18 protein-coding genes are annotated in these 20,783 nt (G+C 66.3%); 10 read left to right on the forward strand and 8 right to left on the reverse strand.

Annotation, left to right across the window (positions count from 1 at the left end; translation table 11 throughout):
* Nucleotides 1-20: 20 nt before the first annotated feature.
* The 3 genes from smc to AC24YW_RS18660 form a co-directional block, all read right to left on the reverse strand.
* Nucleotides 21-3,485: a chromosome segregation protein SMC gene (smc, locus tag AC24YW_RS18650; RefSeq protein WP_487484077.1), complete on the reverse strand. Its 3,465-nt coding sequence runs from the start codon at nucleotides 3,483-3,485 to the stop codon at nucleotides 21-23.
* 217 nt (nucleotides 3,486-3,702) lie between these two features.
* Nucleotides 3,703-4,359, reverse strand: coding sequence for a DsbA family protein (locus tag AC24YW_RS18655; RefSeq protein WP_487484078.1), 657 nt, complete (start codon nucleotides 4,357-4,359; stop codon nucleotides 3,703-3,705).
* 139 nt (nucleotides 4,360-4,498) lie between these two features.
* The gene (locus tag AC24YW_RS18660) at nucleotides 4,499-4,996 is read right to left on the reverse strand and encodes a DUF721 domain-containing protein (RefSeq protein ID WP_487484079.1); all 498 of its coding nucleotides are present in this window, start codon (nucleotides 4,994-4,996) and stop codon (nucleotides 4,499-4,501) included.
* Nucleotides 4,997-5,158: 162 nt separating this feature from the next.
* Between AC24YW_RS18660 and mutY the strand changes: the two genes are divergently transcribed.
* Together mutY and AC24YW_RS18670 are read left to right on the forward strand one after the other, a co-directional pair.
* On the forward strand, nucleotides 5,159-6,259 hold the full coding sequence (gene mutY / locus AC24YW_RS18665) for an A/G-specific adenine glycosylase (protein ID WP_487484080.1): 1,101 nt from the start codon (nucleotides 5,159-5,161) through the stop codon (nucleotides 6,257-6,259).
* Nucleotides 6,260-6,325: 66 nt separating this feature from the next.
* A complete protein-coding gene (locus AC24YW_RS18670; RefSeq protein ID WP_487484081.1) occupies nucleotides 6,326-6,745 on the forward strand; it encodes a PaaI family thioesterase in 420 nt (139 codons plus the stop codon).
* A gap of 194 nt (nucleotides 6,746-6,939) precedes the next feature.
* On the opposite strand, the gene AC24YW_RS18675 is transcribed toward AC24YW_RS18670, so the two are convergent.
* A complete protein-coding gene (locus AC24YW_RS18675) occupies nucleotides 6,940-8,217 on the reverse strand; it encodes a flavin-dependent oxidoreductase (protein ID WP_487484082.1) in 1,278 nt (425 codons plus the stop codon).
* 127 nt (nucleotides 8,218-8,344) lie between these two features.
* Between AC24YW_RS18675 and AC24YW_RS18680 the strand changes: the two genes are divergently transcribed.
* Complete coding sequence (locus AC24YW_RS18680; RefSeq protein WP_487484231.1) at nucleotides 8,345-8,965, forward strand: glutathione S-transferase family protein; 621 nt, start codon at nucleotides 8,345-8,347, stop codon at nucleotides 8,963-8,965.
* A gap of 103 nt (nucleotides 8,966-9,068) precedes the next feature.
* On the opposite strand, the gene AC24YW_RS18685 is transcribed toward AC24YW_RS18680, so the two are convergent.
* Entirely contained in the window at nucleotides 9,069-9,992 is a 924-nt protein-coding gene (locus AC24YW_RS18685) for a LysR family transcriptional regulator (protein ID WP_487484083.1), read from the reverse strand.
* A 92-nt stretch (nucleotides 9,993-10,084) separates the two neighbouring features.
* Between AC24YW_RS18685 and AC24YW_RS18690 the strand changes: the two genes are divergently transcribed.
* From AC24YW_RS18690 to AC24YW_RS18710, 5 genes are all read left to right on the forward strand, one after another.
* A complete protein-coding gene (locus AC24YW_RS18690; RefSeq protein ID WP_487484084.1) occupies nucleotides 10,085-10,528 on the forward strand; it encodes a nuclear transport factor 2 family protein in 444 nt (147 codons plus the stop codon).
* Nucleotides 10,529-10,616: 88 nt separating this feature from the next.
* Nucleotides 10,617-10,865 (forward strand): DUF1127 domain-containing protein, encoded by a 249-nt coding sequence (locus AC24YW_RS18695; RefSeq protein WP_487484232.1) that lies wholly within the window; start codon nucleotides 10,617-10,619, stop codon nucleotides 10,863-10,865.
* Nucleotides 10,757-11,413, forward strand: a complete 657-nt coding sequence (locus tag AC24YW_RS18700; RefSeq protein WP_487484085.1) for a biliverdin-producing heme oxygenase — start codon at nucleotides 10,757-10,759, stop codon at nucleotides 11,411-11,413. The genes AC24YW_RS18695 and AC24YW_RS18700 overlap by 109 nt, the downstream gene beginning before the upstream one ends.
* Nucleotides 11,410-13,956, forward strand: a complete 2,547-nt coding sequence (locus tag AC24YW_RS18705) for an HWE histidine kinase domain-containing protein (protein ID WP_487484086.1) — start codon at nucleotides 11,410-11,412, stop codon at nucleotides 13,954-13,956. The genes AC24YW_RS18700 and AC24YW_RS18705 overlap by 4 nt, the downstream gene beginning before the upstream one ends.
* A 267-nt stretch (nucleotides 13,957-14,223) precedes the next feature.
* Nucleotides 14,224-16,233: a HAMP domain-containing methyl-accepting chemotaxis protein gene (locus AC24YW_RS18710; RefSeq protein WP_487484087.1), complete on the forward strand. Its 2,010-nt coding sequence runs from the start codon at nucleotides 14,224-14,226 to the stop codon at nucleotides 16,231-16,233.
* Nucleotides 16,234-16,292: 59 nt separating this feature from the next.
* Here the strand turns inward: AC24YW_RS18710 and AC24YW_RS18715 are convergent, their stop codons facing one another.
* The 3 genes from AC24YW_RS18715 to AC24YW_RS18725 all read right to left on the reverse strand — a co-directional run bounded on the left by AC24YW_RS18715 (nucleotide 16,293) and on the right by AC24YW_RS18725 (nucleotide 18,753).
* On the reverse strand, nucleotides 16,293-16,973 hold the full coding sequence (locus AC24YW_RS18715) for a glutathione S-transferase family protein (protein ID WP_487484088.1): 681 nt from the start codon (nucleotides 16,971-16,973) through the stop codon (nucleotides 16,293-16,295).
* 128 nt (nucleotides 16,974-17,101) lie between these two features.
* Nucleotides 17,102-17,428: a hypothetical protein gene (locus AC24YW_RS18720; RefSeq protein WP_487484089.1), complete on the reverse strand. Its 327-nt coding sequence runs from the start codon at nucleotides 17,426-17,428 to the stop codon at nucleotides 17,102-17,104.
* Between the two features lie 194 nt (nucleotides 17,429-17,622).
* Nucleotides 17,623-18,753 carry a DNA methyltransferase gene (locus AC24YW_RS18725; protein ID WP_487484090.1) on the reverse strand — a complete coding sequence of 377 codons (1,131 nt, stop codon included), beginning with the start codon at nucleotides 18,751-18,753 and terminating at the stop codon, nucleotides 17,623-17,625.
* 419 nt (nucleotides 18,754-19,172) lie between these two features.
* Between AC24YW_RS18725 and ypfJ the strand changes: the two genes are divergently transcribed.
* Together ypfJ and moaB are read left to right on the forward strand one after the other, a co-directional pair.
* Nucleotides 19,173-20,114 (forward strand): KPN_02809 family neutral zinc metallopeptidase, encoded by a 942-nt coding sequence (gene ypfJ, locus AC24YW_RS18730; RefSeq protein WP_487484091.1) that lies wholly within the window; start codon nucleotides 19,173-19,175, stop codon nucleotides 20,112-20,114.
* Between the two features lie 35 nt (nucleotides 20,115-20,149).
* Nucleotides 20,150-20,713: a molybdenum cofactor biosynthesis protein B gene (gene moaB, locus AC24YW_RS18735; RefSeq protein WP_487484092.1), complete on the forward strand. Its 564-nt coding sequence runs from the start codon at nucleotides 20,150-20,152 to the stop codon at nucleotides 20,711-20,713.
* The last annotated feature ends 70 nt before the right edge of the window (nucleotides 20,714-20,783 follow it).

Consider the following 20,783-nt stretch of genomic DNA (forward strand, 5'->3'; position numbering starts at 1 on the left):
GCCCCGGAATGACAGCCACCTTAAGCCACGTTCTGGTCGAGGATATCCACCGCCTCTTGCAGGCTCACCGACACCAGCTGCGAGACGCCGCGCTCGGCCATGGTGACGCCGAACAGGCGGTTCATCCGCGCCATCGTGATCGGGTTGTGCGTGATGATGATGAAGCGCGTGTCGGTCGAGCCGGTCATCTCGTGGAGAAGGTTGCAGTACCGTTCGACGTTGTGGTCGTCGAGCGGCGCGTCGACTTCGTCCAGCACGCAGATCGGCGACGGGTTGGTGAGGAACACCGCGAAGATCAGCGCCATCGCGGTCAGCGCCTGCTCGCCGCCCGAGAGCAGCGACAGCGTCTGCGGCTTCTTGCCCGGCGGCTTGGCGATGATTTCGAGGCCGGCTTCCAAGGGGTCGTCGCTCTCGATCAGGTGCAGCGCGGCCTCGCCGCCGCCGAACAGCTCGACGAACAGGCGCTTGAAGTGGTCGTTGACGACCTCGAACGAGGTCAGCAGCCGCTCGCGGGCCTCCTTGTTGAGGCTCTGGATGCCCTGGCGCAACCGCTTGATGGCTTCCACGAGGTCGTCGCGCTCGGTGACGAGGCCGGTGTGCTGGGTCTCGACCTCGCGCAGCTCTTCCTCGGCGCGCAGATTGACGGCGCCGAGGCGCTCGCGGTCGCGGCGCATCTTCTCGAGGTCTTCCTCGATCTCGTGCAGCGGCGGCAGCTCGGCGCCGGGCTCGATCTCGGCAAGGCCGGCGACGGCCTGCGGCTCGACCTCGAGCATGTCGCGGATCTCGCGCTCGATGTCCTCGAGCCGGCGGCGGGCGCCTTCCATGCGCTCCTCGGCGCGGGCAGTGGCCTCGCGGGCGCTCGACAAGGCTTCGAGCGTCAGCTTGGCGACACGGTCGGTCTCGGCCATCGCGGTTTCCGCGGTGGCGAGCGCGTCGGCGGCCATGCGGCGGTCGTTCTCGGCGTATTCGATCTCGGTGATCAGCGCGCTGCGCTTCTCGGCGAACACGGCCGGGGCGTTTTCGAGCTCGCTGCGCTCGATGGTGAGCTCGGCGATGCGGGCCTGAATGGTGTCGATGTGGGAGGCCGCGCTCTCCTTGCGGTTCTGCCACTCGGTGCGCTCGGCGAGGATCGCCTGCACGCGGCGATCGGCGAGCTCGGCCTCGCGTGCCAGCGCCTGCGCCTCGGCGCGGACCTGGGCGGCCATGCGGCGGCGGCCTTCGATGTCGCTGCGGACGGCGGCGAGCTGGGTTTCAGTGTCCTCACTCGACGGCAGTTCGCCGATGCCGGCCTGGGCGTATTCGTAAGCGGCCTCGGCTTCGGCGCGGTCGGCGGCGAGCCGGCTGTGCGCTTCCGACAGCGTCGCCTTGCGCGCGGCATGGCGGCTGATCTCGCGCTCGGCATTGGCGTGGCGCTCGCGCGCGACGTTGAGCTCGCGCTGGGCGGCGCGCCAGGCTTCGCGGCTGGCGCCTTCGGTGCTCGCCGCCATCTGCAGCTCGGACTCGGCGTTCTCCAGCGCCTGACGCTTGATCTGCGCGTCGATGCGGGCCTGCTCAAGCTCGTTCTCGATGTCGACGAGACGGGCTCGCTCCGCGAGACGCCGGGCAGCGCCAGTCGGGGCATGTGCTGCGGCGACAAAACCGTCCCAGCGCCAGACGTCGCCCTCGGGCGAGACCAGCCGCTGGCCGCTCTTGAGCTGCGACACCAGCTCGGCGCCGCGCTCGCGCGGGACGACGCCGATCTGGGCGAGACGGCGGGCCAGCTCGGCCGGCGCCTGGACATGGCTCGCGAGCGGAACGGCGCCTTCGGGCAGCTCCGGATCACCCTCGGTGTGTCCGACATTGGTCCAGCGCATCGGCGCCGACGGATCGATCGGCGCATCGAGATCGTCGCCGAGTGCCGCGCCGATCGCCTTTTCAAAACCCTTGTCGACGGTGATGCCGTCGATGATCGGCGGCCACAAATTCTTGGTCTCGCCGTTGACGATCTTGGAGATCGTGCGCGCCTCGGTCTCGAGCCGCTGCACGCGCTTGTCGGCCTCGACCAGCGGCGAGCGCGAGGATTCCAGCGTCTGGCGTGCCGCGACATGCGCCGCTTCGCTCGCCTGCGCGGCAGCTTCGGAAGCCGCCAGCGCCTCTTCCGCGGTCTCGACCAGCGCGGTCAGCTCGTCGAGATCGCCGAAGCCGCCGGTATCGGCGGCAAGCTTCTGCTCTTCCGCCGCGACGCTCGCGATCTCCTGATCGAGCCGGGCGAGCTTGTCGCGATGGGTGCGGACGTTGGCCTCTAACTGATTGCGCTTGGCGGTGAGGTCGGCGAGCGCGGTGGTGAGCTCGGCGAAGCGCTGCTCGGTTTCGGTCAGCACCGCCTCGGCTTCGGCAACGCGCTCGTCGACGCCGGAGCGCTTCTCGACGCGCGACTTGATCTCTTCCTTCAGCTCGGCATCTTCCGCATCGAGCCGCTGCAGCGCGACGTCCGCATCCATGGTCTGCTGCTGCGCGCGGGAGATGTCGCCCTCGAACTGGGCGAGGCGGCGCTCCAGCTCGGCGACGCGCTCCTTGGCGCGCTCTTCCTCGCGGTCGAGCTGCTCGCGGGCATTGGTCAGGCGCTGCAGGCCGGCGGCGGCGCGCGCTTCGGCATCGCGCAGCGCCGGCATCTCGGCGGCGCGGATCGCCTGGATGCGGGCGGCCTCGGCCTGGTGCTGGGTGCGCTCGGCCATCTCGCGCACGGCGAGATCGTGGGTCTGGCCGGATTCGTTGACGTCGGCATGGGCGCCGATCCAGCGCAGATGGAACAGGGTGGCTTCGGCCTTGCGAACCTTGGCCGCGACCTCGCGATAGCGCACGGCCTGGCGGGCCTGCTTTTTCAGGCCTTCCATCTGCCCTGCGAGCTGGCCGATCACGTCCTCGACGCGGGTGAGGTTGGTTTCGGCCGCCTTCAGCCGCAGCTCGGCCTCGTGGCGGCGGGCATGCAGGCCGGCAACACCGGCGGCATCTTCCAGCACGCGGCGGCGCTGCTCGGGCTTGGCCTGGATGATCTCGCCGATCTTGCCCTGGTGGACGAGGGCGGGCGAGCGCGCGCCGGTGGCGGCGTCCGCGAACAGGATCTGCACGTCGCGGGCGCGCACGTCGCGGCCGTTGATGCGATAGACCGAGCCGGCCTCGCGCTCGATGCGGCGGGAGATTTCCAGGATCTGGCTGTCGTTCATCGCCGCCGGCGCGGTGCGATCGGCATTGTCGATCGTCATCGTCACTTCGGCGTGGTTGCGCGCCGGACGGTTGCCGGAGCCGGCGAAGATCACCGCGTCCATGTCGGCGGCGCGCAAGCTCTTGTAGGAGGTCTCGCCCATCGCCCAGCGCAGCGCCTCGACGAGATTGGACTTGCCGCAGCCATTGGGGCCGACCACGCCGGTCAGGCCGGGCTCGATGACGAAGTCCGTGGGCTCAACGAAGGACTTGAAACCGTGAAGGCGCAGGCGGGTGATTTTCATAAGCACGCATCTCTGTTGGCAGGCACGAATCCCCCTGCCTGGACAATACCATGGAAGGCAATGTCGCTGTCCGGGTGAGTCGCGCGAGGCGGCTCATGCGGCTGGACAATGGCCGTGGTGCGCCGCGAGGGCAACCGGCGAAAGCTGCTTTTCCCAAGGGATTTATGCCGGGAAAGATACGGCTTTCGAGATGCGAATCAGGATCTTGACGCGCGAATCAGCTCTTCAGCAGCGGATTGATCTTCTTGGCGAACTCCTCGAACGAGGTGTCGCCCTTGATCTTCTCGCCGTTGATGAAGAAGGTCGGCGTCGAATCCACCTTGAGCACGTCGCTGGCATATTTCTGGTCGGCGGCAATCTTGTCGAGCAGCGCCTGATCCTTCAGGCAGGCCTCGACCTGCGCTTGCGTGAGGCCGGCCTGCTTGCCGATCCGCGTCAGGGTCTCGGTGGTGTTCTTCATCACCCAGTCGTTCTGCTGGCGGAACAGCATGTCGGTGACCGCGAAATATTTCGGCGCGTCGTCCTTGGCGATGCAGCGCGACAGCATCGAGCCGGCGGCGGCTTTGATGTCCAGCGGGAACTCGCGGAAGATGTAACGCACCTTGCCGGTGTCGATGTATTCCGTCTTGATCTTCGGGAACACCTGCTCGTTGAAGGCGGCGCAGTGCGGGCAGGTCATCGAGGCGTATTCGGTGATGGTGACGGCGGCGTCCTTCGGGCCGAGCGCCATGTCGGGCAGCGACACCGGCTTGGCCACATCGGCGGCCGACTGAGCCATCGCTTCCGAGATGAACCGCAGCGGCGAGAGCCCGGCGAACGCGGCAAGCCCGGTCAGCGACAGCATCGTAGTGAAGGCGCGGCGGGTGATGATCAAGGTCGGCTCCCGAGATTGGCAAGGTTCGCCCAAAGGACGGGTCAAGGTTCCCCTTTGGACGGCCTGTCGCTAGCTTGAAACGTCGCTTGAGGCAATGGCGGGCGGCAAGAACGGGTCCAGTTTGGCCGCGGAATGAGGCTCAATTTCGCTTGATGGCGGCCCCGAGGCGCGCCAGCGCCGTCTTCAGTTCTTCATCTTCGATGTCGGTCAGGTTCTCCGCCACCTTGGCGACGGCCTTGGGGTCGGGCGGGCCGGGGCGCTTCCGAGCCTGCGGCCGTGACAGGGGCGCCTGGCGGAAGGCGAGCTTGCCGACCGCGCTCCAGCCGAAGAAGCGGTTGACCCGCTCCAGGATCACGTCGGCCGAATGCTGGATCTCCAGCGCCATCGGCCCCTCGACCCGCAGCACCAGGGTTGCCGGCTCCTGCGGCTGCCCCTCGACCGGGCGCGGCCATTGCATCTTGAGCGGCTCGGCATGGGCCGCGATCTCCGGCCCCGCGATCTGCGCCCACCGTGTCACCAGCTCGCGCGCGGCAAAGCCCTGCTTGGCATAGGCCTCGGCGAAGACGTCGTCGAGCAGGATCCCGAGCGGTTTGGCGCTGATGGGGCCGGGCTTGAAGATGGGGCCGGATTTGGACATGGGGCCTTATAGCACTTCGGGCGTCGGGCCACAGACCCCCGGGCCCGTCATGGCCGGGCTTGTCCCGGCCATCCACGTTCTTCCTGCGAAGAAAGACGTGGATGCCCGCGACGAGCGCGGGCATGACGTGGAGAGGCCCGTGCATTGCCGCTACAGTGAGGAATGAGCCCCAGATCCGCACGCAAGCCGAAGCCGGAACCTTCTCAGTTGGAGACCTCATCGCGCCCGCTCGCGCTCCTGCAATGGTACGACCGCCATCGCCGCCGACTGCCCTGGCGCGCCGCGCCCGGGGAGGCGTCCGATCCCTACCGCGTATGGCTCTCCGAGATCATGCTCCAGCAGACCACCGTGAAGGCGGTCGGCCCCTATTTCGAAAAATTCGTCGCGCGCTGGCCTGATGTCACGGCGCTGGGGCGGGCTTCGCTCGACGATGTGCTGCGGATGTGGGCGGGGCTCGGCTATTATTCGCGCGCACGCAACCTTCATGCCTGCGCGGTCGTGGTGACGCGCGAGCATGGCGGCGTGTTTCCGGATACCGAGGAGGGCCTGCGCGCGCTGCCGGGGATCGGGCCCTACACGGCGGCGGCGATTGCGGCGATCGCGTTCGACCGCCGCACCATGCCGGTCGACGGCAATATCGAGCGCGTGGTGTCGCGGCTGTTCGCGGTCGAGGAGGAGCTGCCGCAAGCCAAGCCGCTGATCCAGCAACTCGCCGCGACGCTGCTGGCGGAGTCTCGCGCCGGCGACAGCGCGCAGGCGCTGATGGATCTCGGCGCCTCGATCTGCACCCCGAAGAAGCCGGCCTGCTCGCTGTGTCCGCTGAACGAGGACTGCACGGCGCGCGCGCAGGGCACCCAGGAGACGTTCCCGCGCAAGGCGCCGAAGAAGAGCGGGACGCTCAGGCGCGGCGCCGCCTTCGTGGTTACGCGCGGCGACGAACTGCTCGTCCGCTCGCGGCCCGAAAAGGGCCTGCTCGGCGGCATGACGGAGGTGCCGTGCTCGGACTGGCTCGCCGGCCAGGACGATGCAACGGCCAAGCAGCAGGCGCCGCAGCTGAAGGGGCTGTCGCGCTGGCAGCGCAAGGTGGGCGTCGTCACCCACATCTTCACGCATTTTCCGCTCGAGCTGGTGGTCTACACCGCGAAGGTGGAGGCCTGCACCCGCGCCCCCGAGGGCATGCGCTGGGTGCCGATCGCAACGCTGGCCGGCGAAGCGCTGCCCAACGTCATGCGCAAGGTGATCGCGCACGGATTGGGTCTGTAGAATCCATCCTGCTGACAATAGGCTGTCAGCAGCCTTGCGCTAACAGCGGGGCACAGGAGATCTCGCATGGTCAAGACCGCGCTCGATAACTTCCCAAGGCCCCCATGCGCCGAGCTGCTCGGCTGGCACCTGCTCGATGCCCGCCCGCAGGAGGGCTGGATCAAGCTCGGCTTCGAAGGCAAGCCGGAGTTCTGCAATCCCGCGGGCTTCATCCAGGGCGGCATGCTCTCGGCCATGCTCGACGACACCATGGGGCCGGCGGTGCTGGTGATGAGCGAGGGCCGGCTCTACACCACCACGATCAGCATGACCGTGAATTTTTTGGCACCGGCCAGGCCCGGTCCGATCGTCGGTGAAGCCAAGGTGACGCAGCTCGGCAAGACCATCGCCTTCGTCGAGGCCAAGCTGATGGCTGAGGACGGCACCGTGCTGGCGACGGCCAGCGCCAGCGAGCGATTGCTGGAGACGGCGAGGGTGGTGAAGTGAGCGGGCACTGGTCTCTCGCTCCCTCGCCCCGTTCTTACGGGGAGAGGGTGGGGTGAGAGCCTCTCTCAACACGAGAGATCCACGAGAGACCTGTACCCCCTCACCCGGATTGCATCTTCGATGCAATCCGACCTCTCCCCGCAAGCGGGGAGAGGTGAAGAGGAATGCGCCGCGCGAGTTGATTGACCAGACCCTCAAGCGCTCGCGCGCGCGTCCTTGCTCACGATCGGCGGCTTCGCATTCAGCGCCTCGACCTGGAATCCCGCAACGCGCTTGTAGTTGGCGGCGATGTCTTCCAGCTCCTGTTGCGACAAGACGTCGGTGACGACCTCAAAGCCATCAGGCGCGCGCTCCTCGACCAGCTGCATCACCTGCTCGGGGCCGTTCTTGCGGTTGAGCAGGACGAGGTCGGTGGTCGCGGGCCGCCGCTCGGCTTCATAGGCGAGCAGTGCCGCCTGCGTCGGACCATGCGCCAGGATCTCGCGGGTGATGACGCGCGCGTCGAGGATCGCCTGCGAGGCGCCGTTCGAGCCGATCGGGTACATCGGATGCGCGGCATCGCCCATCAGCGTGACGCGGCCGAAGGTCCATTGCGACACCGGATCGCGGTCGACCAGCGGATATTCGTAGGCGTGAGGACAGTTCCTGATCAGGGCGGGCACGTCGAGCCAGTCGAACTGCCAGCTTTCGAACCAGGGCAGGAACTCTTCCAGCCGCGCCGTGCGGTTGTAGTCCTCGCGCCGCCACTGATAGGTCGGAGGCATGTGGCGCTCCGCGACCCAATTGATCTGATAATTGCCGTTGGCGTCCGGTTCTTTCGAGATCGGATAGCAGACGAATTTCAGGATCTCGTGGCCGGCCATGATCATGGTGCGGCCGGTGAGGAAGGCTTTTGCCGGCGTGACGCCGCGCCAGAGGATGCGGCCGTTCCAGATCGGCGCGCCTTCGTTCGGATAGAGCTTTTCGCGTGCGGCGGAATGGATGCCATCGGCGGCGATCAGGATCGCGCCCTCGTAAGTGCCGGCGGCCTTGCCGGTCGCCCTGTCGATGAAGTCGGCGCGCACGCCGGCGGCCGTCTCGGTCCAGCCGGTCAGATGATGGCTGGTGAGGATGTTGTCGCGGCCCAGCCGCTCGATCGCGGTGTCGAGCAGGATCTGCTGCAGGGTGCCGCGATGGATCGAGAATTGCGGCCATTTGTAACCGGCCTCCAGGCCGCGCGGCTCGCTCCAGATCGGCTTGCCGTGCTTGGAGAAATAGGCGAGCTCGCGCGTCCGCACGCCGCTGGCGTCCAGCCTGTCCAGCAGGCCGAGCTCGATCAGCTCGCGCACGGCATGCGGCAGCACGTTGATGCCGACGCCGAGCGGCTTCGGTTCCGCGACGCTCTCGAACACTTTCACGGCAACGCCGATCTGGTGCAAACTGAGCGCAAGCGCCAGGCCGCCGATGCCGCCACCGGCGATGAGTACGGTCATGACAAGTCCCCCCTCCAATTGTCGGCGTCTTCGCACAGCCGGGCGGCCGTGGGCAACTGCGAACAGGCCGCCTATGGACGGCGCGGCGGAGGACCGTTAACCTCCGGTTTTCCCCATGAGGTCCGACATGCTCAAGCTCTACTACGCCACCGGCACCTGTGCGCTCGCCACCTACATCACCCTGGAAGAGGCCGGTGCCGACTACACCGCCGAGCGGCTGAGCTTCAAGGACAACCAGCAGAACAGCCCGGACTATCTCGCCATCAACCCGAAGGGCCGCGTGCCGGCGCTGGTCACCGACCGCGGCGTCCTGACCGAGACGCCGGCGATGCTGGCCTATCTCGCGCAAGTGTTCCCCAAGGCGAAGCTCGCGCCGCTCGACGATCCCTTCGACTTCGCCCAGGTGCAGTCGTTCAACTCCTATCTCTGCTCGACCGTGCACATCAACCACGCCCACAAGATGCGCGGCGCCCGCTGGGCGACGGAGGAGAGCTCGTTCGCCGACATGAAGGCGATGGTGCCGAAGACCATGGCCGCCTGCTTCAAGCTGATCGAGCAGAAGATGTTTCGGGGGCCGTGGGTGATGGGCGATCAGTACACGATCTGCGATCCCTATCTCTACACGCTCTCGACCTGGCTCGAAGGCGACAGCGTCGACATCAATGCGACGCCGAAGATCGCCGATCACTTCAAGCGCATGTCCGATCGCCCCGCGGTCAGCAAGGTGATGGCGGCGCAGAAGGCGTAACCACGCGACGATTCTTGTAGGGTGGGCAAAGGCGCAGAGCGCCGTGCCCACCATCTTTCCAAGATAGCAACAAAGGTGGTGGGCACGCTTCGCTTTGCCCACCCTACGGGAGTTTCCGCCTGGCTTGCTCCAGCTCCCGCCCCGTCTCCAGCATCAGCCTTCTCAGCCAGATCGAGCCGGGGTCCATCTGCGCGCGCGTCGGATGGAACATGAACTGCTCGTCGATCCCGGGGTCGAGCGGCGGCGTCACCGCGACGAGGCCGAGCTGCTTCGACAGCGCGGCGATCAGCCGGCGCGGCACGAAGGCGACGAGATCGGTGCGCGCGGCGACGTGCAAGGCTTCGAGATAGCCCGACACCACCAGCGAGATGTGTCGCTCGATCCCCTTGCGGCGCAGCCAGGTGTCGATGAGATCCTCCGGCTGGCCGCGGATGACCACGCCGACATGGCGGGCGGCCAGGAACGCCTCGCGCCGCTTCAGCTTCGCTCCCACAGGGTGACCGCGCCGCACCGCCAGCGCGTCGCTGTCGGTGTAGAGCAGCTGGCGATGAAAGCCCTTGAAGGCATTGCCGATCGAGATCACGAGGTCGATGGTGCGGGCGAACTCGGCGTGGAAGATCGCAGGTCCCCGCCACGGCACCACGTCGATGCGGACGTTGGGGGCAAGGCGCGTGACTTTCGCCATCAAGGGCGGCATCAACAGCTCGACTGCGAGATCCGGCATCATCAGGCGGAACTGCCGCTCGCTGCGCGCGGCATCGAAGTCATCGGGCACGAACAGCCCGCGGACCTGGTCGAGCGCCTGCGCCAGCGGCGCGCGCAGGGCCAGCGCCCGCGGCGTCAGCTCCATCCGTGCGCCCGTGCGCACCAGCAGCGGGTCACCGCAGATGTCGCGCAGGCGCTGGAGAGCGTGGCTCGTGGCCGGCTGTGACAGGCCGATCCTCATGGCCGCGCGGCTGACATTGGCCTCGCGGAGCAATGCGTCGAGGGCGGTCAACAGGTTGAGGTCGAGTGAATTCAAATTCATGAGGTGAATAGATATCATATTTCATATCGATTTGAAGAATGACATTGGCCCGGCGATGATCTCTTCCGTTGTCACCACGAGGAGATGCCGTCATGAACGCGAGCGCCAACAAGAAACTGCTGCAGGACATCTTTGCCGCGGCCGCCAATCCCGATCCGGCCGCGCGCGACCGCGCCCTGTTCACAGCAAGTCTCGCCGACGACGCCAAATGGGTCGTCACCGGGCAATATTCCTGGTCGCGCACCTTTGCCGGCAAGGAGGCGATTCTTAGAGATCTGCACGGCTATGTCCGCACGCGCCTGCGCGACCGCACGCGGACCGTCGCCCATCGCTTCATCGCCGATGGCGACATCGTGGTGGTGGAAGCCAAGGGCGACAACGTCACGCCCGAGGGCGTGCGTTATGACAACGACTATTGCCTGGTCTTTCGTCTGGAGGACGGCAAGATCAAGGAGATTCGCGAGTATTGCGACTCCGTGCTGACGGAGAAGGCGCTCGGTCCGTTTCCGCAAGCCCCGGCGAGGGCCGCGGGCTAACGGCTTGGACGAGGTCGTGTCCACCGGCCACTCCTGTTCGTCACGGCCCGCGATATTTGTGCGGGCCTGTCGGACGCTGCTGGAACTTATGCAGGCCCGGCGCGAGCGGTCTCGAGCCCGCTGCCAACTCGCGGCCATGACCGAACGCGAGCTTCAGGATTTCGGGATGTCCCGGAGCGAGATCGAGCACGAGCTCAGAAAGCCGCGGTGCCAAGGCCGGCGGAACTATTGCGTGCCGCCGGCGTTCCCTTGGTTGCCGGGCGCGCCGCGCCCGCGGCAACCTGCGTTCTCGGGAATTTCATGCTGGCTGGGGCTTCGGACGTTTCAACGCAGGTAGGCCGCAGCTTCTCCGGACTGCGCGAACGATTAAGAGACGCGACGTCGGCCGCGCACCGCGACCTCGACGCGCAGCTCTCGGCATTCGAGCTGACCGAGCTCTCCGGCTATCGGCGCTTTCTGCAAGCCAGTGCCGGCGCTCTGTTGCCGCTCGAGACGGCACTCGTCGAGGCCCGCGTCAGCAAGGCTTTCCCGGACTGGCCGGAGCGGTCGCGAAGCGCGGCGATTCTGGCTGATCTCGAGCGTCTCGGCAGCGCGGTGCCGCGCCTGGTGTCCGTACCCCCACTGACGCGCAGCGGCATTGTGGGCACGATGTATGTGCTCGAAGGATCCCGTCTCGGGGCCAAATTCCTGCTGAAGATGGTTGCGGATTCCGCCGATCCGCGCCTCCGCGAAGCTGTCGCCTATCTCGGTCACGGCACCGGCAGGCGGTTTTGGCAAAGTTTCCTGGCGAAGCTTGCAACCGACGAGCGCTGGGACGAAGACGAGGCGATCGAGGCCGCTCGCATCGCCTTCGCCGCATTCGAGCAGGCGGCGGACCGGGCATGAACGAGGCCGTCGATCTCACCAATTGCGACCGCGAGCCGATCCACATTCCCGGCAGCGTGCAGCCGTTTGGCTTCCTGCTGGCCGTGCTCTCGGATTTCACGATCTGCATGGCCTCGGACAATGTCGGGAGCTTCCTTGGAACCGATGTTGCCGACCTGCTGCAGCGGCCGCTGTCGGGCGTGATCTCCGAGGCGGCGGTCGAAACGATCCGCAGCCGGGTCGATCATCTCGGCGGTCCGGATGCGACCGAACGCCTGTTCGGCGTCGAGCTGCAGCCCGGCAAGCCGCCCTTCGATCTTTCGATTCATCTCTCCGGCGTCTACCTCGTCATCGAGGCGGAGCCGAGCGTCCACGAGCCCGGCGTCAATTCCGGCGAGCTCGTGCGCCTGATGCTCGAACGGATCCGCAAGACGCGCGGAATGGCCGATCTTGCGCGCGAGGCGGCGCGTCAGCTCAAGGTGCTGACCGGCTTCGACCGTGTCATGGTCTATCAGTTTCACCCGGACGGGTCCGGCGAGGTGATCGCCGAGACGGCGGAATCCGGGCTCGAATCCTTTTTCGGCCTGCGTTATCCCGCCTCCGACATCCCGAGGCAGGCGCGCGCGCTCTATCAGCGCAACTGGCTGCGCATCATCGCCGACATCGACGCGCGGCCTGCCGCGCTGATGTCCACGGCCACGCACAATGCGGGACTTCTCGACCTGTCGATGAGCGTGCTGCGCTCGGTGTCGCCGATCCACATCGAATATCTCCGCAACATGGGCGTTGCCGCCTCCATGTCGGTGTCGATCCTGCGCGACGGCAAACTGTGGGGTCTGTTTGCCTGCCATCATTATTCGCCGCGCTACATCTCGTTCGACAAGCGCACGGCCTCCGAGCTGTTCGGGCAGATGTTCTCGTGGATCGTGGAAGGCCGCGAGCGCGAGGGCGACGTCGCCTATGAGGCCCGCGCGCATCAGGTCCAGGAGCGATTGATCGAGATCGCGGCCTCGCATGAGCACAGCCGGCGGGCGATCGTCGATTTCCTGGCCGACTATCGCAAGATGATCGCGTGCGACGGCGTAGCGGTCTGGTCCGACAACACCATCGCGCTTCAAGGCGAGACCCCGACCGAAGACGAGGTGAAGGATCTCGTCGCCTTCATCAACCGGACTTCGCCCGGCCGGATCTTCGCCAGCGCCGAGATCGCCAAGGTCTACGCCGCCGGTCAGGCGTTCCGCGCCCGCGCGGCTGGCTTTCTCGCCATCCCGATCTCGCGCACCCCGCGCGACTGTCTGATCTTCTTTCGCCGCGAGCTGATGCGCTCGGTGAACTGGGCCGGTGCTCCCAACAAGGTCTACGACGAGGGGCCGAACGGGCCTCGGCTGACCCCGCGCAAGAGTTTCGAGCTCTGGCAGGAGACGGTGGCGGGCCAGTCCAAGCCGTGGTCGGCGGCCGACATCCGCATCGCCGAGAGCCTGCGCGTCACGCTGCTGGAGGTGATCCTGCAAATGTCCGACCTCGCCGCGCGCGAGCGCCGCGGGGCGCAGGAGCGGCAGGAACTGATGATCGCCGAGCTCAATCATCGCGTCCGCAACATCCTGAGCCTGGTCCGCGCCCTGGTGGCGCAGAGCAAGGACACCGCAACGAGCGTCGAGGAGTTTGCCAGCGTGCTCGGCGGCCGCATCCAGGCTCTCGCACGCGCCCACGACCAGATCACCAACCTGAACTGGGCACCTGTCGCGCTCCGCACCCTGGTCGAATCCGAGGCCGGCGCCTATCTCGGCGCGCGTGCGGAACGGGTGAAGATGGGCGGTCCGGACGTCGCCCTCGATCCCAAGGCGTTCGCGACGCTGGCGCTCGTCGTGCATGAGATGATGACCAATTCCGCCAAGTATGGCGCGCTTGCCGATTCCACCGGGAGTGTCGAGGTGGTCTGGCGCCTCGATCCGTCTTCCAGCCTCGTCATCGAGTGGAAGGAGAGCGGCGGTCCGCCCGTGCAGCCGCCGTCACGGCGTGGCTTCGGCACCACCATCATCGAGCGGTCGGTGCCGTTCGATCTCAAGGGCGATGCCGAGATCCGTTTCGACCTGCTGGGCGTCCAGGCGACGTTCGTCATTCCGCCCAACTTCGTCCAACTCGTCCCATCCATCGCGGGAGCCGCCATGCGTATCGAGGAGCAGCAATCTGCCCGTCCACGGATTTCCGACACGGCCCTGATCGTGGAGGACAACCTGATCATCGCGATGGCCGCGGAGGTCATCCTGCTCGACCTCGGCGCCCGCCACGTCGACACCGCCGCAACCGTCGACCAGGCACTGCGCTCGATCGAGCGTTCGCGGCCGAGCTTTGCCCTGCTCGATCTCAATCTCGGCAGCGAGAGCAGCATCAAGGTCGCACACAAGCTGAAGGAGATCGGAGTGCCCTTCATCTTCGCGACCGGCTATGGCGAGCGCGCGCCGATCCCCGAGCCATTGGCCTCCGCGCCGGTGGTCCAGAAGCCCTACACGCTGGAAGTGGTCGAGAATGCACTCGGCAAGTTGCAGCAGGCTGGCGCCCAATAGGAATCTCTGACGGGCAGCATGCATCATCCTGCATAGCCCGGCGGATTCGCATGCGGCTTTGCATAGCTGCCGACGAAATCAGCAAATTTGCTGCGGGTGGAGACGGGGCGCGCGAGAAATTTGAAGGTTCAATTAAGAAGTGTCCCCCATTGTGTCGCGGTGCAGCGTAGGCCGCGGGGGCGCGGCGTGCGGCTGCCGGAGTGGCCGTGACGATCGCCGGAGTCGTTCGGTCCCTCGAATTCACATGCATCTGGGTGGACAGTGGGAATGCCGAAATTTCGTTTGCGGATCAGGGGACGCCTGTACGCAGGCTTCATGGCCCTGGTGGCGGTCGGTCTCGTGATGGCAGTGGTTGCCGTCTGGAATTTGCGGGACGTGCAGGATCAGGTCGCAAGACAATCCGCCCTCTCGGACAGCACGGCGCGGGTGCTGGAAATATCGGCCGATCTGCAGGCGATTCAGCGGGCCAATTTGCGCTACGTCTACGACGGCAACGAGTCCGCAATGAAGGAAGCGCAAGAGCGCGAGACCGCGGCGAGCGAGCTGCTCCGGGTCGGCGCGAAGGGGGCGCTCTCCGAGCAGCGGCGCGCGCTCTACAACAGCCTGATCGACGAGATCGCGAAAATGCGACTCCTGCGTGACAATCTCAGCGACGCCGTCAACGAGACCAGAACGGGCAAGGCGACGCTGCTGCCGAGCGGCGAGGACCTGGCCACCAAGACGAACAAGCTCGTCGACGTGGCGCGCGCCGCCGTCGATGAAGATACCGCTTCCCTCGTCGCCGATCTCGAATCCCGAATCCTGCTCGTGAGGATCGTAAACTGGCGTTTTCTGGCCCTTCGCGATGCGCAGGGCCCTGCGACCTTCAGGGCGAGCATCGACAGGGCATTGCAACGGCTCGGGGCACTCGAAAAGAGCCCGCAGGCGGCGGCGTTGCGCGCCACCCTGGCGCCGGTGAAGACCTCGCTTGAAACCTACAAGACGGCGTTCGAGACGACCTCCGCAGCGATGCTTAAGGCGGACGAGATCTATCACAAGAGCCTCGCGCCTCTCATCGCCGACAGTATCGGCAAGCTCAAGGTGGCGGAAACGACGCTGAAGGAGGACTACCAGGCATCGCGCGCCACCGCCGAGGCCGTGATCGCGGGAACGACGACCGTGCAGGAGATCGCCGGCGGCCTCGCCGTCCTGTTCGGCGGCATCGTTGCGTTTCTGATCGCCCGCAGCATCGTCGGTCCGCTGACCTCGATGACGCAGGCGATGGGGCGGCTTGCCGGCGGCAATCTGGAGGTCGAGATTCCCGGCCGCGGCCGGGCCGACGAGATCGGCGACATGGCCAAGGCGATCCAGGTCTTCAAGGACAACATGATCGAGACCGAGAGCATGCGCGCCGAGCAGGCCGAACTCGAGGCGCGGCAGGCCGAGAACCGCCGGAAAGACATGGCCAGGCTCGCCGATCAGTTCGAGCAGGCCGTGGGGGAGATCGTCAACACGGTGTCGTCGGCATCTAGCGAGCTTGAAGCCTCCGCCGGCACGTTGACCACGACTGCCGCGCGCGCCCAGGACCTGTCGACGGAGGTCGCAAGCGCCTCGCAGGAGGCCTCGGCCAATGTGCAGGCGGTCGCCTCTGCGACCGAGGAGCTCTCCTCCTCGGTCTCCGAGATCGCCCGCCAGGTGCAGGAATCCGCCCGCATCGCCACCGAGGCTGTCGGTCAGGCGAGCCGGACCAACGAGCGCGTCGGCGCGCTCTCCAAGGCCGCCGCGCGGATCGGCGACGTGGTCGAGCTGATCAGCACCATTGCCGGCCAGACCAACCTCTTGGCGCTGAACGCCACGATCGAGGCGGCGCGTGCGGGCGAAGCCGGCCGCGGCTTTGCGGTGGTCGCGACCGAGGTCAAGGCGCTCGCCGAGCAGACGGCCAGGGCCACCGGCGAGATCGCCCAGCAGGTCTCCGGCATCCAGGCCGCGACCGAGGAGTCGGTCGGCTCGATCCGGGAGATCAGTGGCACCATCGAGCGGCTGTCGGAGATCGCCTCGACGGTCGCCGCGGCCGTGGAGCAGCAGGGCGCGGCAACGCAGGAGATCTCCCGCAACGTCCAGCAGGCGGCCCAGGGCACGCAGCTCGTCTCGTCCAACATCGGCGACGTGCAGCGCGGTGCCTCCGAGACCGGCTCGGCCTCCTCGCAGGTGTTGTCAGCGGCGCGCTCGCTGTCGGCCGACAGCAACCGTTTGAAGCAGGAAGTCGCCAAGTTCCTGAGCTCGGTCCACGCCGCCTGACGTCTCGAAAAGCAAAAGGCCACGCGCATGCGCGTGGCCTCGAAGAAGGCGCGGCGCGATCAGGCCACCCTGGTCGTCATGTGCTTGAACATGTTTGCCCTGGCTTCGTCGTCCATCTCGGCCTTGAAAGTGAACTTGTCCTTCAGGGCGATGGCGCGCGCGGCTGCCGGGCGCGCCGAGATCTCGTCGACCAGCCGTTTCACGTTCGGGTATCGCGCGAAGGCGTCGTCGCCGAGCTTGAACGGCACCATCCGCGCCCAGCCCCACAGCGCCATGTCGACGATCGAATAGCTGTCGCCGACCATGTAGCGGCGATCCTTCAGGTGCGCGTCGAGAATCTTGTAGTGGCGGTCGGTCTCGTACTGATAGCGGTTATGGGCGTAATCGTGATTCTGGTCCTTCGGCGCAAAATGCTTGAAGTGCACGGCCTGACCGGAAAAGGGCCCGACGCCGCTCGCGACGAACATCAGCCAGGACAAGAGTTCGGCGCGGTTGGAGGGGAGGAATTTGCCGGTCTTCTCGGCGAGATAGAGCAGGATGGCGTTCGAGTCGAACACGATGGTGCCGCCATCGTCGATCGCCGGCACCTTGCCGTTCGGATTGATCTTGAGGAATTCCGGCGTGAACTGCTCGCCCTTGCGGGTGTCGATCTTCACCGGCTCGAACGGCAGGCCGGATTCTTCGAGATAGAGCGCGACCTTGGTCGGGTTCGGTGATCCATTGAAATAGAATTTGAGCATCAAGCATCTCCCCGGTGTCTACATTGCCGCGCGCAGAGGCGGCGTCGTTGGGCGAGCCTGTCTTGCCTGAACCTCGCCCGAGAGAGCAACCGGCGAGTTTGCCGGGCGGTGTCTGCGCGGTGCGCAGATCAGGCGGCGTAACAGAGGCCGATGGCCGCCGCGACGACCATGGCCGCGCCCGCGGCCTCCAGCCGCAGGCCGAGCCGCGCGGCGAGGTGCATGTCGGAGGCGCGCGCCGCGCGCTCCGAACCGCGCGCATAGCCGTGAACGATGACGTCGTGGTTGAAGTTGTCGTGCGCCTCGTTGCTGCTGGCGAGCCCGACGCAGATCACGAGCACGCCGAACAGCGCCAGGCCGAAAAACCCGAGCAGCGCGATCAGGAACATCGGAAACATGCCGATCAGGAAGATCGGAAGAAGCGGCACCAGCAGCAGTGTCTCGGACTGTCGTCGCATGGGAGCCCAACCGGTCTGGAGGGGGCTGATCCGGAGATGCTAGTCCTGGCTGACGCCGCTTTCAACTCACGCCGCTGTCATTCCGGGGCGCGCGTAGCGCGAGCCCGGAAATCCATTGGGCGGCATGGGACGCGGTTGGATGGATTTCCGGGCTCGCGCGCTTTGCGCGCGCCCGGAATGAGGCCGTGGGGAAACTACTCCGCCGCCATGCCGGCGCGAATCTCGGCGCGCAGCTCGTCGATCAGCTTGAGGCCCTTCTTGGTCTCGACGTGCCAGAAGGTCCAGCCGTTGCAGGCCTGCGCGCCTTGCGCCACCGCGCCGATGCGGTGGATCGAGCCGACCTTGTCGCCGAGCATGATGGCGCCGTCGGCGCGCACCAATGCCCCGAGCTTCTTCTTGGCGTCGAACAGCTTGGTGCCGGGCATGATCATGCCGCGCTCGATCAGCTCGGAGAACGCAACGCGCGGTGCCTCGCGCGCGGTCATGAACGGGGCGAGGCTCTCCTCCGGCAACGGCTCGACCTTGGCGATGCGTGCTTCGGCCGCCCTGGCGTAGGTCTTGTCGCGCTCGAAGCCGATATAGGAGCGGCCGAGGCGCTTGGCGACCGCACCGGTCGTGCCGGTGCCGTTGAACGGGTCGATCACGAGATCGCCGGGCTTGGAGGACGACAGCAGCACGCGCGCCAGCAGGCCTTCCGGCTTCTGGGTCGGATGCACTTTCTTGCCGTCGGCGCCCTTGAGGCGCTCCTCGCCGGTGCAGAGCGGAATCAGCCAGTCGGACCGCGCCTGCACGTCCTCGTTGGCGGCCTTCAGCGCCTCGTAGTTGAACGTGTAGCCCTTGGCCTTCTCGTCGCGCGCGGCCCAGATCATGGTTTCGTGCGCGTTGGTGAAGCGGCGGCCGCGGAAATTCGGCATCGGATTGGTCTTGCGCCAGACGATGTCGTTCAGCAGCCAGAAGCCGAGGTCCTGCATGATGGCGCCGACGCGGAAGATGTTGTGATAGGAGCCGATCACCCAGATCGTCGCCGACGGCTTCATGGCGCGACGTGCGGCGAGCAGCCAGGCGCGGGTGAAATCGTCGTAGGCGGCAAACGAATCGAACTTGTCCCAGTCGTCGTTGACGGCATCGACATGGGATTCGTCGGGGCGCTTGAGATCGCCCTTGAGCTGCAGATTGTAGGGCGGGTCGGCGAACACCAGGTCGACGCTGCCTGCCTGGAGCTTCGACATCTCGGCGACGCAATCGCCGACGATGATGCGATGCGAGGCGGACTCAAAATTTGTGCGGGGCGCCCTTGCAGACGCCCCGCGACGCGACTCTACCATGACTCAAGAACTCTGACTCAGGCGACGCTGTCGGCGACGCGGGACCAAACAACCGACTGGCCGTTACATTGCAGGGGCAAAGTAAAAATCGACTTAATCCGCCGCTTTCGTGAGCACGCCTCGCATCATCGTTCGCGCACAAATTGCTGCGCGCATTCTCCTTGTTTTGCAGTGTATTTCGCGCTTGCGCGGCTCGCGGATTCGATCGTGGCGGGAAAAAGGCCGTAAATTTCTCTCGGAAAAAACTGCTCGGCCCTCGGAAAAATTTGCTGGCATCGACAGGCTGTCGCACTAGGCAATTTTTGCCGGCCACGATATTGATAAAGGCAACGGAAATTTTACGTATGTGGCGCGTTGAGCTTTCGCGTTTCCGTGCGCCGTCGAAACTTGAGATCAGGGACCTCAGAGGAAAGGCCGCCATGCGCTACGATGACTTCCGCCGCAGCGACGACATCGAGGATCGTCGCGATGAAGGTGGCGGCTTTGGCGGCGGCGGAGGCGGCGGGTTCGGCCTGCCGATGGGCGGCGGCGGGCTCGGCATCGGCACCATCATCATCCTCGGCCTGGTCGGCTACGCCTTCGGCATCGATCCCCGCATCCTGATCGGCGGCGCCGAGATCCTCACCGGCGGCGGCCATGCGCCGACTTACCAGACCGATCGCCAGGCCTCCTCGGGCAAGCGCGGCGCGCCGACCGACGAGATGGGCAGCATGATCTCGGGCATCCTCGGCGAGATCGACGACCGCTGGACCGAGATCTTCCAGGCCAACGGACAGACCTATACCGGCCCGAAGATCGTGCTGTTCCGCAACGCCACCAATGGCGGGCGGTGCGGCATGGCGCAGTCGGCCATGGGGCCGTTCTATTGCCCGCCCGACCGGACCATCTTCCTCGATACCGCCTTCTTCCGCGAGGTCGAAACGCGCTTTCGCGGCTGCTCCGGCAAGTCGGCGTGCAATTTCACCACCGCTTACATCATCGCGCACGAGGTCGGCCATCACATCCAGAACCTGCTCGGCATCATTCCGCGCGTGACGCGGCTGCAGCAGCAGGTCGGCTCGAAGGCCGAGGCCAATGCGCTCCAGGTCAAGGTGGAGCTGCAGGCCGACTGTCTGTCCGGCGTCTGGGTCAACCGCGAGGCGAAGAAGCGTCCGAACTTCCTCGAGCCCGGCGACATCGAGGCCGCGCTGACCACGGCGAGCGCGATCGGCGACGACACGCTGCAGCGCCAGGCCACCGGCCGCGTGGTACCCGACTCCTTCACCCACGGCTCGGCGGCGCAACGCAAGCAATGGTTCATGATCGGCTACCAGCAGGGCACGGTCCAGGCCTGCAACACGTTCGGCGCGGGAGCGTTGTAGTGCATCAGCCCCGGAACGACGAGCGAGGGAGAAGAATGGCCTCCATCGACGAATCCAAACAATTCATCCCGCTCAACATTGCGGTGCTCACGGTGTCCGACACGCGCGCGCTCAGCGACGACAAGTCCGGTCAGACCCTCGCCGATCGTCTCACCGCTGCGGGTCATCATCTCGCCGCGCGCGAGATCGTCACCGATGATGTCGAGGCGATCCGCGTTGTGATCCGGCGCTGGATCGCCGATAGCGGCGTCGACGTCGTCATCACCACCGGCGGCACCGGCTTCACCGGGCGCGACGTCACGCCGGAGGCGATCGAGCCGCTGTTCGAGAAGCGCATGGACGGCTTCTCGATCGCGTTTCACATGCTGAGCCACGCCAAGATCGGCACGTCGACGATCCAGAGCCGCGCCACCGCGGGCGTCGCGGGCGCGACCTACATCTTCTGCCTGCCGGGCTCGCCCGGCGCCTGCCGCGACGGCTGGGACGGCATCCTGGCGGCTCAGCTCGACTACCGCACCCGCCCCTGCAACTTCGTCGAGATCATGCCGCGGCTGGACGAGCATCTGCGCCGGCCGAAAGCGCAGGGCGCGACGGTGTGAGTGCGTTGGCGATGGTGTTGTCTAGCTGATCGAGCTCACCCTCCCCTGGAGGGGGAGGGTCGATCGCGCG

This window comes from Bradyrhizobium sp. USDA3516, assembly GCF_057651995.1.